The sequence below is a fragment of the Pseudoxanthobacter sp. M-2 genome (assembly GCF_046156265.1).
GTDB lineage: Bacteria > Pseudomonadota > Alphaproteobacteria > Rhizobiales > Segnochrobactraceae > CAMDHY01.
Genome location: NZ_JAWDIR010000011.1, coordinates 479,729 through 496,036, shown reverse-complemented (window position 1 = coordinate 496,036; position 16,308 = coordinate 479,729). Strand labels below are relative to the sequence as shown.

At 68.7% G+C, this 16,308-nt stretch carries 14 protein-coding genes; 4 read left to right on the top strand and 10 right to left on the bottom strand.

Features of this window, described 5'->3' with window-relative positions:
* Window positions 1-150: 150 nt before the first annotated feature.
* From RUR49_RS07390 to RUR49_RS07355, 8 genes are all read right to left on the bottom strand, one after another.
* Entirely contained in the window at window positions 151-1,695 is a 1,545-nt protein-coding gene (locus tag RUR49_RS07390; RefSeq protein WP_409145726.1) for an FAD-binding oxidoreductase, read from the bottom strand.
* A 135-nt stretch (window positions 1,696-1,830) separates the two neighbouring features.
* Complete coding sequence (locus tag RUR49_RS07385) at window positions 1,831-2,652, bottom strand: transglutaminase N-terminal domain-containing protein (protein WP_409145725.1); 822 nt, start codon at window positions 2,650-2,652, stop codon at window positions 1,831-1,833.
* 28 nt (window positions 2,653-2,680) lie between these two features.
* On the bottom strand, window positions 2,681-3,622 hold the full coding sequence (locus RUR49_RS07380) for an alpha-E domain-containing protein (RefSeq protein ID WP_409145724.1): 942 nt from the start codon (window positions 3,620-3,622) through the stop codon (window positions 2,681-2,683).
* A gap of 55 nt (window positions 3,623-3,677) precedes the next feature.
* A complete protein-coding gene (locus tag RUR49_RS07375) occupies window positions 3,678-5,111 on the bottom strand; it encodes a circularly permuted type 2 ATP-grasp protein (protein WP_409145723.1) in 1,434 nt (477 codons plus the stop codon).
* Window positions 5,112-5,317: 206 nt separating this feature from the next.
* Window positions 5,318-6,061, bottom strand: coding sequence for a RadC family protein (gene radC / locus RUR49_RS07370; protein WP_409145722.1), 744 nt, complete (start codon window positions 6,059-6,061; stop codon window positions 5,318-5,320).
* Window positions 6,062-6,089: 28 nt separating this feature from the next.
* On the bottom strand, window positions 6,090-6,917 hold the full coding sequence (map, locus tag RUR49_RS07365) for a type I methionyl aminopeptidase (RefSeq protein WP_409145721.1): 828 nt from the start codon (window positions 6,915-6,917) through the stop codon (window positions 6,090-6,092).
* Window positions 6,918-7,043: 126 nt separating this feature from the next.
* Window positions 7,044-7,748, bottom strand: a complete 705-nt coding sequence (gene sfsA, locus RUR49_RS07360; RefSeq protein WP_409145720.1) for a DNA/RNA nuclease SfsA — start codon at window positions 7,746-7,748, stop codon at window positions 7,044-7,046.
* Entirely contained in the window at window positions 7,745-9,043 is a 1,299-nt protein-coding gene (locus tag RUR49_RS07355; protein ID WP_409145719.1) for a metallophosphoesterase family protein, read from the bottom strand. Before RUR49_RS07355 ends, sfsA begins: the two co-directional genes overlap by 4 nt.
* 210 nt (window positions 9,044-9,253) lie before the next feature.
* Here RUR49_RS07355 and RUR49_RS07350 point away from each other — a divergent pair, with 210 nt between their 5' ends.
* Window positions 9,254-10,003 (top strand): peptidase, encoded by a 750-nt coding sequence (locus RUR49_RS07350; protein WP_409145718.1) that lies wholly within the window; start codon window positions 9,254-9,256, stop codon window positions 10,001-10,003.
* Between the two features lie 7 nt (window positions 10,004-10,010).
* Here RUR49_RS07350 and RUR49_RS07345 read toward each other — a convergent pair whose 3' ends face one another.
* The gene (locus RUR49_RS07345; RefSeq protein ID WP_409145717.1) at window positions 10,011-12,323 is read right to left on the bottom strand and encodes an NADP-dependent malic enzyme; all 2,313 of its coding nucleotides are present in this window, start codon (window positions 12,321-12,323) and stop codon (window positions 10,011-10,013) included.
* A 359-nt stretch (window positions 12,324-12,682) separates the two neighbouring features.
* Here RUR49_RS07345 and RUR49_RS07340 point away from each other — a divergent pair, with 359 nt between their 5' ends.
* The 3 genes from RUR49_RS07340 to RUR49_RS07330 all read left to right on the top strand — a co-directional run bounded on the left by RUR49_RS07340 (window position 12,683) and on the right by RUR49_RS07330 (window position 14,142).
* Entirely contained in the window at window positions 12,683-13,117 is a 435-nt protein-coding gene (locus RUR49_RS07340) for a hypothetical protein (protein WP_409145716.1), read from the top strand.
* A 142-nt stretch (window positions 13,118-13,259) separates the two neighbouring features.
* Window positions 13,260-13,514, top strand: coding sequence for a histidine kinase (locus RUR49_RS07335; protein WP_409145715.1), 255 nt, complete (start codon window positions 13,260-13,262; stop codon window positions 13,512-13,514).
* A gap of 202 nt (window positions 13,515-13,716) precedes the next feature.
* Window positions 13,717-14,142, top strand: coding sequence for a hypothetical protein (locus RUR49_RS07330; protein ID WP_409145714.1), 426 nt, complete (start codon window positions 13,717-13,719; stop codon window positions 14,140-14,142).
* Between the two features lie 680 nt (window positions 14,143-14,822).
* Here RUR49_RS07330 and RUR49_RS07325 read toward each other — a convergent pair.
* Window positions 14,823-16,178: a hypothetical protein gene (locus tag RUR49_RS07325; protein ID WP_409145713.1), complete on the bottom strand. Its 1,356-nt coding sequence runs from the start codon at window positions 16,176-16,178 to the stop codon at window positions 14,823-14,825.
* Window positions 16,179-16,308: the final 130 nt, after the last annotated feature.

The window sequence follows — 16,308 nt, the reverse complement described above, 5'->3', positions numbered from 1 at the left end:
GCACCTCAGGAACGCCGACATCGGGCAAATGTTCCCGCACGCCCCGCGAATGTGACAAAGACGATCTCGGCCCGACGGGCGGCGGGTTCGAGAGCCGTCCGTTCGTGGCGAACGCTCGAGCCCGGACCCGGCTTCCCGCTCGTCGCAGCGCTAGCCGGGGCGGCGGATCGACTGTCCGAACCGGAAGACGTTGTCGGGATCGACCGCCTTCTTGATCTCGGACAGCCGCGCGTAGTTGACGCCGTAATACTGCTCGGCCCAGTCGCGCAGCGCCGGGTCGGGGAAGTTCTGGAACGCCCCCTCGCCGCAATGGGGCAGCATCGCCTCGTAGGTCTCGTCCAGCCAGTCGCGCGCGGCCGCGACGGCCCGGCGCCCGTCCTCTGCCTCATAGGTGAACGATGTCGAGAACAGCCACTGGCTGCGGCGGTGGACGAAGGCGGTGTCACGCGCCCTGAGGTCGTTCACCGCCTTGCCGGTCTGGAAGAGCTTCAACGAGGCCGAACCGCTGGTTCCCGGGAAGCGACGGGCGTGGCGGAAGGCGGTGTCGAGGGCCCGGGCGCCGAAGGGCCTTTCGACGAAGCGGGAGCGCTCCCGATAGTGCTCGGGCGCCCCCTCCTCCGACAGGAGCTCCTGCCCTTCCCAATAGGGTCCGGTTCGGATCGTCTGCTTGAGCGACGGCGCCACGGCGAAGACCGGCGCGAGGATGTCGCGCAGCTCGTCCCGCGGCCCGTGCAGCTGGCCGAGCAGGTTGACGCGGACGTCCTTGCCGGCGCGGCGGTCCGCCGGGGTGACCGCGCGCAGCGTGATCTTCGAGCCGAGGCGGCGCGTCGTGCCCTGCAGCGCCGTGATCAGCGCCTCCGCCACCGCCTGCGGCTTGCGCGACCAGGTGATGTCGAAGGCGGTGATCTCGTCGACCGCGAAGGTTTCCACGACGAAGCGCGTGTTGATGCCGAAGTTGCCGCCGGCGCCGCCGCGGCAGGCCCAGAACAGGTCCGGCTGGTGACGCTCGCGCGCCGTGCGTATCTCGCCGTCGGCCCCGACGACGTGGGTCTCCATCAGCTTGTCGGAACCGATGCCGTTCAGCCGCATGTCGAAGCCGATGCCGCCACCGAGCAGGAAGCCCGCCACGCCGACGCCGTAGCAGCGTCCGTGGGTGATCGCCACGCTCGCGCGGGACAGCGCCGTGTAGATGTCGCGGTTCTTCACCCCGGCGCCGACCGTGACGCGCCCGGACTGCGGGTCGAAGGCGATGTCGTTCAGATCGCCGACGTCGATCATCAGCCCGTGCGTCGTCGAGTAGCCGGCATAGTTGTGGCCGCCGGCGCGGGCGACGAAGCGGATGTCGTGTTCGCGGCACCAGAGGATCGCTTTGGCGACGTCCTCCGGCGTGCGGCAGCGGGCGATGCCGGCGGGCAGGCGGTCGGCATAGACGAGGTTGTTCGGCCGCGCGGTGGCCTTGAAACCCTTGTCGCCCGGGCGCAGCAACGATCCGGAGAGGCTGCGGGCGAGGTGCTTCCAGGCCTTCTCCGAGGCCTCGGCGGCAGCGACGGGGCTCGCCCGGCCGAGGACGACGAAGCCGCCGAGGGCAGCGGCACCGGCGAGGATGCCGCGGCGGGTGGTGCCCGTGGCGTGCGGCGCCGGCGAAGCAACGGAGACAGGCTCGGGCGGCTGTGCGTCGTCGGTTACGAAGGACATGATGACTCCGGCGAGAGTCCGGCCTCGGGCGGGACGGCGCAAAATGCCACCGCCTCCCACCGCCGGCAATCGCCGCCGCCACGCAACCTTGCACGGGGCCTGCGTGCGCCGTGGCCCCGACGCGCGGCCTCCTGGTCAGCCCCGGCTGCCGCCGACCGCCTCCACCACGACGCGCACGGCGATCGTCTCGCCCTCGCCGCCCGTCCGGGCGCCGCGCAGGGGCGCGGCGCCAAGCCAGTCGAGGGCGGTGGCGACGCGAACGTGCTCGTCGGCCGGGCAGACGCCCAGCGATGGATCGAAGCCGATCCAGCCGATACCGTCGACGTGGGCCTCCGCCCAAGCATGTCCCGCATCGCTCTCGCGCCCGCCGGCGTCGCTGTAGAGGTAGCCGGCGACGTAGCGGCACGGCGCACCAGCAGCGCGGGCGGCAGCGAGGAAGACGTGGGCGAGTTCCTGGGCGGTGCCGCCGCCGTCGGCGAAGATCTCGGCGGCGGCCCGAACCGGCGTCGCCGAGGGCGGGTCGCGGCGCAGGCGCTCGTGCAGGCCGCGGTTCAGCGTGTGCAGAAGATCGAGCGGGTCGTCCGTGCCGAAGGCCGTGGCGTGGGCGAAGTCGGCCAGCGCCTCGTCGGCGGTCGTGAGCGGCGTCTGGCGCAGATAGACCGGCATCGGCAGCCGCTCGATCGCGCCCCGGACAATCCCGGCGGTGTCATCGGAGCCGACCTCGCCGGATGCGGTGATGGTGAGCGTGTCGAGCGGCCCGTCGGACGAGAACGAATGGGCGCTGTTGCCGAACGGGTCGTCGATCGGCGTCAGGCGGCCGTCGGCCGAGACGTCGAGGCGCCAGTCGGCGACGAACTGGCCGTTGTGGTTCTGCGGCGTCAGCCGCAGCACCTGGATCGCCCGCGCCACCGGCTGGGTGTAGCGGTAGGTCGTCTCGTGGGTGATCCGAAGCCGCATCGCCGCGCCGCCCGCCTCTCGGTGAACCTCAGACCAGGTACTGTTCGGAGATCGCCTGGCCGAGCTGGTTGTTCTCGCCGATGAAGTCGACGAGGAAGGCGTGCATGCCGGTGGCGAACACGGTGGTGATCTCCATGCTCTCGAGGCGCGCATAGGAGGCGCGGGCGAGCCGCTGGCTCGGCCCCTGCCGTCCGTAGGTCCGCGCCAGATAGTCGAGGTGGCGCGTGGCGTTCTCGTAGCAGCTCGTCAGCGAGCGCGGCATCTCGCGGCGCAGGATCAGGAGGTCGGCGACCAGGCGCGGCCGCAGGCTCTCGCGATAGACCCAGTGGTAGGAGGTCAGCGCCGACACCGAGCGCAGGATCGCCGACCACTGGAAGTAGTCGAGGCCGCCGCCGACCGACTGCCCCTCCGGCAAAAGGATGTGCGACTTCACGTCGAGGATGCGCGCCGTCGAATCCGCCCGCTCCAGGTAGACGCCGATGCGGAAGAAGTCGAAGGCGTCATTGCGCAGCATCGTCCGATAGGCCGAGCCGTCGAAGCGGAGCGACGCCTCCTTGACGAAGGAGAGGAACTCGCCGAGGCGCGGGCGCGTCATGGTCGCCCCGTCGAAGCGCTTCATCTCGAGCCAGGCGCCGTTGATCGCCTCCCACATCTCGATCGTCAGCGCCGTGCGGACGGCACGGGCGTTGTGGCGGGCGATCTCCAGGCAGTTGCGGATGCTCGACGGGTTGGCCGGCGAGAAGGCGAGGAAGTCGACCACCGTCGCCTGCGTCGCCTCCTCGTAGAGGCTGCGGAACAGGTCCTCGGAGCCGGTGGCCGCCACCGCCGATTCCCATTCGTTGGAGCTGCCGCCGTAGCCGGCCGGCAGGGTCGCGAGCCGGAGCGCGGCGTCGAGGATGCGCGCGGTGTTCTCGGCCCGCTCGACGTAGCGGGCGAGCCAGTAGAGGGTATCGGCGGTGCGGGAGAGCATCGGGGAGGCTTTCTCGGAAGGGAACGGCGCGGCGGCGGCGGACGAGGGGGGCGCGTCAGTCGACGACCCAGGTGTCCTTGGTGCCGCCGCCCTGGCTCGAATTGACCACCAGCGATCCCTCCTTGAGGGCGACGCGGGTGAGGCCGCCGGGCACGATGCGGACGCGGTCGGAGCCGGTCAGCACGAACGGCCGGAGGTCGACGTGGCGTGGCGCCACGCCCTCCCCCACGAAGGTCGGGCACGTCGACAACGCCAACGTCGGCTGCGCGATGTAGTTCGTCGGGTGGGCCTTCACCTTGTCGCGGAAGGCGGCGATGGTGGCCGCGTCCGACTTCGGGCCGACCAGCATGCCGTAGCCGCCCGAGCCCGAGACCTCCTTGACGACGAGGTCGGCCATGTTCTCGAGCACGTAGGCGAGGGAGTCGGGCTCGCGGCAGCGCCAGGTCGGCACGTTCTGCAGGATCGGCTCCTCGCCGAGATAGAAGCGCACGATCTCCGGCATGTAGGTGTAGACGGCCTTGTCGTCGGCGACGCCGGTGCCGACGGCGTTGGCGAGCGCGATGTTGCCGGCCCTGTAGGCCGACAGCAGGCCGGGCACGCCCAGCACCGAATCGGGGCGGAACACCAGCGGGTCGAGGAAGTCGTCGTCGAGGCGGCGGTAGAGCACGTCGACCCGGCGCGGCCCCTGCGTCGTGCGCATGTAGACGACGTTCTCGCTGACGAAGAGGTCGCTGCCCTCGACGAGCTCGACGCCGAGCTTGTCGGCCAGGAACGAGTGCTCGTAGTAGGCGCTGTTGAAGGGGCCGGGCGTCAAAAGCGCCACCGTCGGGAAGCCGGGCGCCGAGGTCGGCGCGAGCGAGCGCAGCGTCGCCAGAAGCTCGTCTGGATAGTTCTCGACCGGCGCGATGCGGTGGGTCTGGCAGAGGTCCGGCAGCAGCCGCATCATCACCTCACGGTTCTCCAGCATGTAGGAGACGCCGGAGGGCGTGCGGGCATTGTCCTCGAGGACGTAGAAGGTGTCGGCGTCGACGCGGACGATGTCGATGCCGGCGATCGGCACGTAGACGCCGTGTGGTACCTCCACACCCACCATCTCGGGGCGGTAGTAGGGATTGCCGTAGACGAGGTCCTCGGGGATGACGCCGGCGCGGACGACCTCGCCCTTGCCGTAGACGTCGCCGAGGAAGGCATTGAGCGCCTTCACCCGTTGCACGAGGCCGGCCGAGAGGCGGTCCCATTCAGCGCGGGTGAGCACCCGCGGCACGATGTCGAACGGGATGATGCGCTCCTCGGCCTCGGCGTCACCGTAGACGGAGAAGGTGATGCCGATGCGCCGGAAGAGAAGCTCGGCCTCGTGCTGGCGGGCGCGCAGCTGCTCCACGTCCGTCTCGCCGATCCAGGCCTTCACCCGCTCATAGCCCTGCCGCACATCGCCCTGCCCCAAATCGGTACCGGAGCCGGTCATCTCGTCGAAGGCGCTCACCGTCATCGTCCGTCCCGTCCCCTGCCCGCGCCGGCGGCGCGCCCCCGGATTTAACCGGGAAAGTGCGGCGCGCCGCAAGCGCCCCTTGCCTTGATCGTGGGCAGACAGAGGGTCGCGGGCAAGGTTGCCGCCAATTTGGGCACGTGCGGGCGGGAGCCTGCTTATCGGGCGGTCTGGTCTCCGGCGGCGACATCGAGCGACGGAGGCGCGCCTCAGATCAGTTGCAGGCCCTTCAGCGAGGCGTGGCCGTCACGACCGACGATGATGTGGTCGTGCAGGACGATGCCCAGCGGCTTCGCCACTTCGGCGATGTGGCGCGTCATGTCGATGTCCGCCCGCGACGGCGTCGGATCGCCCGAGGGATGGTTGTGGACGAGGATCAGGGCGGTCGCCGAGAGCTCGAGCGCCCGCTTCACCACCTCGCGCGGATAGACCGGCGTGTGGTCGACGGTGCCGGTCTGCTGCAGCTCATCGGCGATCAGCGCGTTCTTCTTGTCGAGGAAGAGGATGCGGAACTGCTCGCGCTCGGCGAACGCCATCGCCGCGCGGCAGTACTCGATGACCTGGCTCCACGAGCCCAGCACCTGCTTGCCGCGCACCCGGCCGCGCGTCAGGCGCTGGGCGGCGGCGAGCACCGTCTTGAGGTCGAGCGCCACCGCCGGCCCGACGCCCTCGACCTCGGCGAGATGCGCCTCCGGCGCGCCGAGCACCTCGCCGAACGAGCCGAAGCGGGCGATCAGCCGCTTGGCCACCGGCTTGGTGTCGCGCCGCGGGATGGCGCGGAACAGGATCAGTTCGAGGAGTTCGTAGTCCGCCAGAGAATCGGCGCCGGCGCTGCGGAATCGCGCCCGGAGCCGGGCACGGTGACCGTCGAGCCCCTCGCCATCGGCCGGCGCGGCCGCCTTCTGCCCGCGGCGGGCGGGTCGGGCATCTTCGAAACCGTCACCGTCCGCCATCGCCGCCCGCCCCCCCGAGCGCCGGTCCTCAGCCGGCGGACCGCGGCCGGTCGAGACCGGCCGGCGACAGCGTGAAGATCTCGTGGCCGCTCTCGGTGACCCCCACCGTGTGCTCGTACTGCGCCGACAGCGAGCGGTCCCGCGTCACCGCGGTCCAGCCGTCCGACAGGATCTTCACGTGCGGCCGCCCGAGGTTCACCATCGGCTCCACCGTGAAGATCATGCCGGGGCGGAGCTCGATGCCCTCGCCGGGGCGGCCGTAGTGCAGGATGTTCGGCGTGTCGTGGAACAGCCGGCCGACGCCGTGGCCGCAGAAGTCGCGCACCACCGAGCAGCGCTCGGCCTCCACATAGGTCTGGATCGCCGCGCCGATGTCGCCCGTGGTGGCGCCGGGACGGATCACCGCGATGCCGCGCATCATCGATTCGTAGGTGACTTCCAGCAGCCGCTCGGCCGCCCGCCGCAGTTGGCCGACGCCGTACATGCGGCTCGAATCGCCGTGCCAGCCGTCGAGGATGAAGGTGACGTCGATGTTGACGATGTCGCCGTCGCGCATCGGCTTGTCGTTCGGAATGCCGTGGCAGACGACGTGGTTGATCGAGGTGCAGGTCGACTTGCGGTAGCCGCGATAGTGGAGCGTCGCCGGCAGGGCGCCGTGCGAGACGCCGAAGTCGTAAACGAAGGCGTCGATCTCGTCGGTCGTGACGCCCGGCTGCACGAGCGGCGTCAGCGCGTCCAGGCACTCGGCGGCGAGCCGGCCGGCGCGATGCATGCCGACGAAGGCGTCGCGGCCGTAGAGCCGGACGTGACCGGTGTTCTTCAGCGGCGCCGTCGCCGCATCCACGTAGGTGACCATGCGTTCTTCCTCGTCGCCGCGCACCCGCCCGCAGCGTTTCGTTCCACCGTCATATAGACCCGATCGTCGCCACTTGCAGCGCCGATCGCAACCGCCGGTCTTCCCGCGCGCCGCGGGAGGCCCTCTTCAGTCCACGATCGCGACGCGGCGTTCGACGCCGATGCCGTCCGTCGTCACCTCGCAGGCATAGGCGATCACCTCCACCCCGGCCCGCCGGGCCTCGGCGAATCCCTTCGCGTAAACGGGATCGAGGTCGGCGGCGATGGCGACGCGGTCACAGTCTCTGCGTTGCACGACGAAGGCCATCACGGCGCGCCCACCGGCGGCAGCGACGTCGGCGAGTTCGGCGAGGTGGCGGGCGCCGCGCGCCGTCACGCAGTCGGGAAACTCCGCCAGTCCCGGACGCCGCATCAGGTGGACGTTCTTGATCTCCACATAGGCCGGCGGCCGGTCCGGGCTTTCGAGCACGATGTCGACCCGGCTCGCCCGTCCGTACGGCACCTCGCGCCGCAGCCGCACGTAGCCGGCGAGCTCCGGCACCGTGCCGGCGAGGATCGCGGCGGCGAACAGGGCGTTCGGCCGGTTGGTGTTGATGCCGACCAGCGTGCCGTCCGCCTCGACGATCTCGAGCGTCATCGGCAGCTTGCGCGTGCGACTGTCGGAGACGGAGACGAACGCCCGCGCCCCCGCAGTGTCGAGCCCCATCATGGCCCCGGGGTTCGGGCAGTGCACGACCTCGACGCTGCCGTCGGGAAAGGCAACGTCGGCGAGAAAGCGCTTGTAGCGGCGAAGGAGCCGCCCCTCGCGGAGCGGAACCGTGAACGGGATCAAGGCGCGAGCCGGCAGGCGAGAGGACCGGGCACGACAGTGCAGGTGGCGAGCAGCGCCGCGGTTTCGTCGAGCACCCGGCCGGTCCAGCCATCCGTGGTGCGCTCCATCACCATGAAGCCGAACTCGTGGATTTCCAGCCCGTCGGCAATGGTGCGCCCGGCCGCCTGCATGCCGGACAGGTCGCTCGGTGTCGGACGCTCCAGCATCGTGCCGCTGTTGCCGACGACGAGCTGGCCCGGCCCGCCATTGGTGAAGGTCAGGCTCTCGAACAGGTGGATATGGCCGGAGATCGCGACCTGCAGCGCCCGCGGCAGGCTGTCGCCGGCCGCCGCCGCGTAGGTCTGGCTCGAGCCGTAGACGCGGTCGTGCGCGCCGCGGGTGATCGCCCAGGCCGGCTTGTGCGTGAGCAGCATCGTCGGCGCCGTCGCGGCGGCCGTGCCGATCGCCTCGAGCTCCTGGCGCAGGATCGCCGCCATCGCCGGGTCGACGCGCGCGTCCGGCGGGAACGAGGTGTCGAGCACGGCGAAGCTCTGGCCGTCGATCACCACCGTGTAGGTCGGGTCCTTCTGCGGGCACGGCATCGCCGGGTCGAAGGCGTCGGGCGACAGATGCCGGCTGTAGCCGACGCCGGCGCGGCTGCAGATCTCGTGATTGCCACGCACGACGATCATCGGCGCGGCGGCGAGCAGCGGTGCGGCCGGCGTGAAGAAGTCCGCCGCCCAGGTGGGGAAGTTGTCGCCGGATGGCGTGCCGGCGCAGCCCGGCTGGATCAGTGTCGGACAGGGCCGCTCGCGGTAGATGTAGTCGCCGACGTGGATGATCAGATCCGGCTTCTCGGCGGCAGCGGCCGCCGCCACCGTGGCGAACACCCACTTCGTCGGATCGTCGCAGGCCTGCGCCCAGTTCGGCGCGACACGGCAGCCGGTATCACCGACGATGACGACGCGGCCGATGGTCTTCGCGGGCGCCGGCACCACGACCCCGGCGACCGTCACGCTGGTCGCTCCTTCCCCGAGCGCCAGCGCACAGACGCGCTCCGGGAAGCCGTCGGCCGGCGCCGCGCGCTCCGTCATGGCGATCGCGACGCCGTCGACCGTCGCCTCCGGACAGGCCGCGTCCGTCACCACCGCCCGCGCCTCGGCGCCGCCGCCCGCCACATACTGCGTCCAGCGCGCCAGCACCTCGGCGGACGCCGGAGCAGCGACGGACAGGCTGGCAGCGACCAGCATGGGCAGGGCGAGCGTCGAGGACAGCCTCGCGACAGGGCGGCGACGCATGGTGGTGATCGTGATCATCTGGCTTCCCCCGGCCGGCAGTCTTCTTGGGGACCCAGTCTTCACCAGCCGGCGAAGCACCTCAACCGGGATCGCACGCTGTTGCCACATCGCCGCAGCCGGGCGGAACGCTTGGATAAACCGCCCCGGCCGCTTGCGGCGGCGGCGCCCGGCGAAGACACTGCCGCGCTCGCGACTCCCCCTGCCCTGCCAAACCGAACGGCTCGCCCCATGACCTACTGCGTCGGCATCTTCGTCCAGGAAGGCCTGGTGATGATCGCCGACACGCGCACCAACGCAGGCCTCGACAACATCGCCACCTACCGCAAGCTCCACATCTTCGAGAAGCCGGGCGAGCGGGTGGTGGCGATCGCCACGTCGGGCAACCTCGCGGTGTCGCAGTCGGTGCTGAGCCTGTTGTCGGAGGGCGTGCGCGATCCCGTCACCGGCGACCTCGAGACGATCTACGACACGCCATCGATGTTCCGCACGGCGCAGCTCGTCGGCGAGGCGATCCGCGAAGTCTACCGTGTCGACGGCAAGGCGCTCGAGCAGAACGCCGCCGGCTTCGACGTGACGATGCTCGTCGGCGGCCAGATCGCCGGGCGGCGGCTCAGGCTGTTCATGGTCTATCGCGCCGGCAACTTCATCGAGGCGACCGAGGACACGCCCTATCTGCAGATCGGCGAGCACAAGTACGGCAAGCCGATCCTCGACCGCGCCGTCGGCTTCCGCACCAGCCTGCGCGAGGCCCTGAAGCTCGGCCTGATCTCGATGGATTCGACGATCCGCTCGAACCTCTCCGTCGGCCTGCCGATCGATGTGCTGACGATCCGCCGCGATGTCTTCGCCTCGGAGCTGCGCCACCGCATCGAGGCGCAGGACGGCTACTTCCAGGACCTGCGCCAGCGCTGGTCGGCGGCGCTGCGGGAGGCCCATATCGCCATCCCGCCTCCACCCTACGGAACCGGCGTCAGCTGAACTGCCACTATCCGGCCTGCGCCTCGACGCTCGTCACGGCGAGCATGTTGGCGACGCCGCGGCTCGTCGACGACGGCAGCAGGATGTGCGCCGGCTTCGCCGTGCCCATCAGGATCGGGCCGACGTGCAGTCCGTCCGCCACCTCCTTCAGAAGCGTCATGGCGATCGAGGCGGCGTCGAGCGTCGGGAAGACGAGCAGGTTCGCCGGCCCCGACAGCCGCCCGTTCGGCATCGCCCGCTCGCGCACCAGGGCGGAGACGGCGGCGTCGCCGTGCATCTCGCCGTCCACCTCGATGTCCGGGCACTCGCCCCAGAGAAGGCGCGTGGCGCGGCGCATCTTCTCGGCCGAGGCCGACTTCTGCGAGCCGAAGTTCGAGTGCGACAACAGCGCCACCTTCGGCTCGAAGCCGAAGCGGCGCTGGTGGATCGCCGCGAACCGCGTCGTCTCGGCGATCTCCTCGGCGGTCGGGTTCTCGCGCACCGCCGTGTCGGTGAGAAAATAGGCGCCCTCGTTGAAGATCAGCAGCGACAGCGTCGACAGCCCGCTCGCCCCCGGCTTCAGCCCGATGACCTGGCGAATGTCGCGCAGGTGGCGGTCGAATCGGCCGTCGAGGCCGCAGAGCAGCCCGTCCGCCTCGCCGCGCTGGACTGCGAGCGCGGCGATGACGGTGGTGTTGGTGCGCACGATCGCCCGCGCCGCCTCCGGGTTCACCCCCTGGCGGCCGACGCGCTCGAAATAGAGGTCGACATAGTCACGGTAGCGCGGGTCGTCCTCGGGATTGATCAGCTCGAAATCGCGCCCCGGTCGCACCGACAGCCCGTAGCGCTTCAGCCGCGTCTCGACGACGGCTGGCCGGCCGACGAGGATCGGCTGGGCGATGCCGTCCTCGATCGCCACCTGGGCCGCGCGCAGCACACGCTCGTCCTCGCCGTCGGCCAGCACGATGCGCTTCGGCGCCGAGCGGGCCGCCGAGACGATCGGCTTCATGGCGAGACCCGAGCGGAAGACGAAGCGCTCCAGGCTGTCCTCGTAGGCCTTCCAGTCGGCCGGCGGCCGGGCCGCGACGCCCGTCTCCACCGCCGCCTTCGCCACCGCCGGGGCGATGCGCAGGATCAGCCGCGGATCGAAGGGCGACGGGATCAGGCTCGTCGGGCCGAAGCGATCCTGCTCTCCGCCATAGGCACGCGCCGCGACGTCCGAGGGCGGCTCCTTGGCGAGCGCCGCGATCGCCTCGACCGCGGCGATCTTCATCTCCTCGTTGATCGCCGTTGCGCCGACGTCGAGCGCCCCCCGGAAGACGTAGGGGAAGCACAGCACGTTGTTGACCTGGTTCGGATAGTCCGAGCGGCCGGTGCAGATCATCGCGTCCGGGCGCACGGCCAGCGCCACCTCCGGCAGGATCTCGGGCACCGGGTTGGCGAGGGCGAGCACCAGCGGCTGCTTCGCCATCGCCGCGACCATCTCCGGCTTCAGCACGCCGGGCGCCGAGACGCCGAGGAAGACGTCGGCGCCGCCGATGACGTCGGCGAGCGTCCGCGCCTCTGTCTCCTGGGCGTAGACGGCCTTCCACGGGTCCATCAAGTCGGTGCGGCCCGCATAGACGACGCCGCCGAGGTCGGTCACCCAGACGTTCTCGCGGCGCGCGCCCATGCGCACGAGCAGGTTGAGGCAGGCGAGGCCGGCAGCACCAGCGCCCGAGGCGACGATCTTGATGTCTTCGATGCGCTTGCCCGACAGCTCCATCGCATTGAGCACGGCGGCGCCGACGATGATCGCCGTGCCGTGCTGGTCGTCGTGGAACACCGGGATCTTCATGCGCTCGCGCAGCGCCGCCTCGATGGCGAAGCAGTCGGGACCGCGGATATCTTCGAGATTGATGCCGCCGAAGGTCGGCTCCAGCGCCGCCACCACGTCGACGAAGCGGGCGACGTCGGTCTCGCCCACCTCGATGTCGAAGACGTCGATGCCGGCGAACTTCTTGAAGAGCACCGCCTTGCCCTCCATCACGGGCTTCGAGGCGAGCGCGCCGATGGCGCCGAGGCCGAGCACGGCGGTGCCGTTGGAGACGACGCCGACGAGGTTCTGCCGGGCCGTGTAGAGGGCGGCGGTGGACGGGTCGGCGGCGATCGCCCGGCACGGCGCGGCGACGCCGGGCGAATAGGCGAGCGCCAGGTCGCGCTGGTTGCCGAGCGGCTTCGTGGGCCGGATCTCGAGCTTGCCGGGGCGCGGATGGCGGTGGAAGTAGAGGGCCGCCTGGTCGAGGCTCGCGTCGCTGGTGCGCTCGTCGCTGCCGTCGTCGCGCTTCGTGCCGTCGCTCATCGCGTCCCTCGTCACCGGTCCCGTCGAGCCTGCCGGCCCCCACGCATGGCTCTTAGCAACGGGGCGCGCCGGATGCACGTGCCGGCATGCGCACCGCCGGCGGGCCGGACATCTCTAAGAACGAAGCGGAAAGCTTCCCGAATAAGCTTCTCATAAGACCATTTGAGAAGTCTTGTGCAACGACCGTGATGTTCGCCTGACTTTTACGGGCAACTTCGCCAATTCAGGGTGGCGAGGTGGAAGAAAATCCGCTTACCTGTGCCGACGATGCGCGTCGCCCCGGCGGCCCGGAGACGGGTTCCGCGTGGCAGGTCGAGTATCGAGTCGACGGAGCGACCCAATCATCCGGGAGGAATTCGATGAAGCCACTTCACGTCGCCGGTGCCGCCATCGCGGTGCTCGTCGCGGGCAGCCTAGCTACGGAAGCCGCCGACATTGCCAAGGGCCGCAAGAAGCTCGGTGAGATCGTGCTGGGTGCCCAGGGCGGCAGCGACTTCGCCGTCGAGGGCAAGGAGATCAAGATGGAGGGCGGCAAGTCCTACCGCCTGCTCATCACCTCGAACGGCGGCAAGGAATACAAGTTCATGGCGCCGGAGTTCTTCCGCAACGTGTGGGTGAACCAGATCGTCATCAACAACATCGAGATCCACCCGTACGGTGCGCCGCACGCGCTGGAATTCGACGTGGCCGGCACCGTCGAGTTCGACTTCGTGCCGATCCGCACCGGCACCTACGACTGGTACATCGCCGGCCTGCAGGAGCAGGGCATGACCGGAACGCTCATCGTCGAGTGATCCGGTTCGTCGAGTGACCCGGATCGTGTCACCCGGACCGCCGCGTGACGTGCGACGAACCACCATCGCATCCCGGCGCCCGTCCCGCGGGCCGGGCGCCGACTCACCTCGTCCAAAGTTCCAAAAGGGAGGCTGCACACCCATGAAACACCCGATGATCGCCGTGGCCCTCGCCACGCTCGCCCTCGCCGCCGGTCCGGCCCTTGCCGACGAGGCGGCCGATTGCGCCGCCGGCATCCAGTTCATCGAGGCCGAACTCGCCAAGAATCCGACCGGGAAGGTGCTCGAAAACCTCAACGAGGCGCTTTCCGACGCCAAGCGCGAGCAGGGCGAGCAGGAATATGACGAGTGCCTCGAGGCCGTCGACGAGGCCAGGGACGCCGTCGGCGCCGGCTGACGCCACCGACCATTCTTCCTCGGAAGCCGAGGCCCGCGGAGCCCCCTCCGCGGGCCTTTTCCATGTCGGTGCACCGCAAGCTGGCGCGAGGCTTGCGACGTTGCGCGGTGGCGCTTGCCGACGCGCCCGACTCCGGGGATTCTCGCCACGCCGCCGGGGGACAATGGCTGCAACACCGGCGCTGGAATCTGGAGACCTCTCGATGAAGGCCCTTTCGACCACCGCGACCCGTCTCGTCGCCGCGGGTATCGCGACGCTCGCCCTCGCCGCGCCGGCCGCTGCGGCCAGTTGCTCCACCTCCGCCCTCAAGGGCAACTGGATCATGGCGCTGACGACGCCCGACGGCCCGCAGTACTGCAAGCTCACCTTCAACAGCAGCGGCTCGCTCACCAAGGGTGACTGCTACGAGGCGCTGCGCAGCAACACCGCCTATACCTTCTCCGGAACGCTCGCCGTCAACAGCGACTGCTCGATCAACGACCAGCTGACGCAGAAGATCAACGGAAACAAATACAAGGTCACGTTCAAGATGACGATGACCTCGGGCAACATGCTGATGACCGGCCTCGCCCAGCCGAACAACAACAAGACCAACTTCGCCCTGGTGACGGCGACCTACCAGCCCTGACGTCGAAGATCGGCTCGTCCGGTGGTCGGAGGCCGCCGGGCGACCCGTCCGGACACGTCGCAGTCTGCCCGGCTTGCCGGCCGCCGCTACCGTCCGGGGCTTCTGCAGGTTGGCGAAGCCGGTATCACCGGCTACAGGAGCGTGGACCGGTTCGACAGTGAGGAGTGACGGCGATGTGTGGAGCCTGCGAGGACGAAGTGTTCCTCACGACCCCGAACCCGCACTGCGTCCTCCGTGGCCTCGCGCCGGCTAAGCCGGCCGGTGCACCGTCCCGCCGGCGCTTTGCGGCGACGGAAGTCGTCGACGCAACGCCACAAGAGCCGGCGTTCGCCGACGCCGCTCCGCTTCTCTCCTTGCGCATCGGCCGAGCGAGAGCGGCAGCGGCGCTGCGCGCCTAAGCGCGGCTGATCGGCCCCGCGCCGGGGCCCAAGTCGCCGCTCGCGCGTGGCGGATAAATCTCGGCGAGGCGACGCGGTGAGCGCCGTTCAAGCGACAGATGGAGTTCACTGGTGCGCATGCGCGCTCCATCGAGGCCGAAGACGTGGCGGCCCCCAAATCCTCACCAGCGGACGTCCTCGTCGCTTTGGTCGCTCAGGAGTGGGTTGCAGCGAACTCGGCGAGCCCCTGTCGGGGTTGCCGGCTACCGCTTGCGCGATGCAACCCCGCACTTGGATGCATCGCTATCCTGTCGTTGCGCAACGCTGCCCCTTCTTGCCGGGCACGGCAGTGATGGAGTTGACGAACGGTGCACGCGTGCCGATCAGCCTCGTCTGCGCCCCGGTAGCCGCGTCAATCGCGACCAGCCGATCCCGAGAGCCGCCGGAAACAATGTCGCTGCCAAGGACGGCTACTCCGTAGCTGGTGGAGATCTGGAAGTCCTTGCTCAGAGTTGGCTTCTTCTTGAGATCGTCAAAAATCGAAAGACGATCTCCGCGGTTACCCTCACCGATCAGCAGAAATCCAAGATCACTTTTTGAGGAGTAGAACTCGTAGGATCGCCCACTCTGCGAAAATTTTGCCTTCTGCCTCGTTCCCTTCGCCGTCAGGTCGGTGATCCAGAGGCCGTTGTTTGAAGACCACTCATCGACAGTGAAGTAGGCGACTCCGTTGAACGTGCCGGAGCGCATCGGCAGCATATCGGAGTCGCCGGTGGTATCCTCGTCGCTCACGAGGAGGGGTTCCGACCACCGCTGGCTGCCGTACACCGCCCTCACCGAGATGCCCCAGCCATCGTCGGATGCGACAGTCAAATACGGAAGTCCTTCTGCTCCCGCAAAGCCCCGAACCTCGCCGCCAATATTCTTAAGCAGCCGAGTTCCACCGACGGTCCCATCTGTCATCAATATTGAAACATATCCGAAGTCGTTTTCATCGGTCAGGCCGATAGCAAAGTCTCGTCTTCCAAAATGTACAGGATTCTCAGTGTGCAGCACCTTATTTTGCCAGAATTTTGGGTTCTTGTGCAGCGAAAATAGCTTACGAAGCTTGTAAGTCTTGGCCTCAAGCGACCCCAGCGAGACTTGATCGTTGTCTTCAGCCACCCTGAGTATCGCATAATTGTCGTTCGCAATTAGGATGTCCGTTCCGTCGCTAGTGAAGTCGCCTGAAAGTCGTGCAACTAACTTCGACCCGGCAGATGTTCCGTCGGTAATCCATAACTGAGGTTTACCTAAAAACGGTTGTATCATAAATAATAACTTGCCGTCAAATTTGACAAGCCTATTAGAATTATAGTGAAAGCTGCTATTCTTTGGGAATATGCTTGGAGAAACAACAAGCCTGGTTCCCGCTCTCGTTCCGTCAGTTGCCCAGATCCCGGTGCCGTCATGTTCTTTTGTGTAGGCGGTGAAGTACACTTGCCCTTGGTAGGGCGTGAGGCTGGAAGGGTAGGATCCCTCCGATCCCGGGACGAGGTCCGCGAGCAGTCCCGTGCCGGCCGGCGTGCCATCGGTGACGAAAAGCTCCCGCCCGGCATTGTCGGTCGAGGAAGTGAAGACCGCCAGGCAGGCGGTCGCTGCAGCCGTGATCGCGTCCAATTAAGGTATCTCCGGATTAAATTCTCCTTTGAGTTGCACAACACAGTCCCGAGCGCAATGCGGTGAGCGTGCAGTCGCAACAGCGCGGGCATGACGGCTGCCGTCGGCGGTCTGTCAGCAAATTTCTGAG

What these genes read in the sequence shown, in the direction of transcription:
- RUR49_RS07390 (WP_409145726.1), bottom strand. Translation starts at nt 1,695, where the DNA reads ATGTCCTTCGTAACCGACGACGCACAGCCGCCCGAGCCTGTCTCCGTT.
- RUR49_RS07385 (WP_409145725.1), bottom strand. Translation starts at nt 2,652, where the DNA reads ATGCGGCTTCGGATCACCCACGAGACGACCTACCGCTACACCCAGCCG.
- RUR49_RS07380 (WP_409145724.1), bottom strand. Translation starts at nt 3,622, where the DNA reads ATGCTCTCCCGCACCGCCGATACCCTCTACTGGCTCGCCCGCTACGTC.
- RUR49_RS07375 (WP_409145723.1), bottom strand. Translation starts at nt 5,111, where the DNA reads ATGACGGTGAGCGCCTTCGACGAGATGACCGGCTCCGGTACCGATTTG.
- radC (WP_409145722.1), bottom strand. Translation starts at nt 6,061, where the DNA reads ATGGCGGACGGTGACGGTTTCGAAGATGCCCGACCCGCCCGCCGCGGG.
- map (WP_409145721.1), bottom strand. Translation starts at nt 6,917, where the DNA reads ATGGTCACCTACGTGGATGCGGCGACGGCGCCGCTGAAGAACACCGGT.
- RUR49_RS07355 (WP_409145719.1), bottom strand. Translation starts at nt 9,043, where the DNA reads ATGATCACGATCACCACCATGCGTCGCCGCCCTGTCGCGAGGCTGTCC.
- RUR49_RS07350 (WP_409145718.1), top strand. Translation starts at nt 9,254, where the DNA reads ATGACCTACTGCGTCGGCATCTTCGTCCAGGAAGGCCTGGTGATGATC.
- RUR49_RS07345 (WP_409145717.1), bottom strand. Translation starts at nt 12,323, where the DNA reads ATGAGCGACGGCACGAAGCGCGACGACGGCAGCGACGAGCGCACCAGC.
- RUR49_RS07340 (WP_409145716.1), top strand. Translation starts at nt 12,683, where the DNA reads ATGAAGCCACTTCACGTCGCCGGTGCCGCCATCGCGGTGCTCGTCGCG.
- RUR49_RS07335 (WP_409145715.1), top strand. Translation starts at nt 13,260, where the DNA reads ATGAAACACCCGATGATCGCCGTGGCCCTCGCCACGCTCGCCCTCGCC.
- RUR49_RS07330 (WP_409145714.1), top strand. Translation starts at nt 13,717, where the DNA reads ATGAAGGCCCTTTCGACCACCGCGACCCGTCTCGTCGCCGCGGGTATC.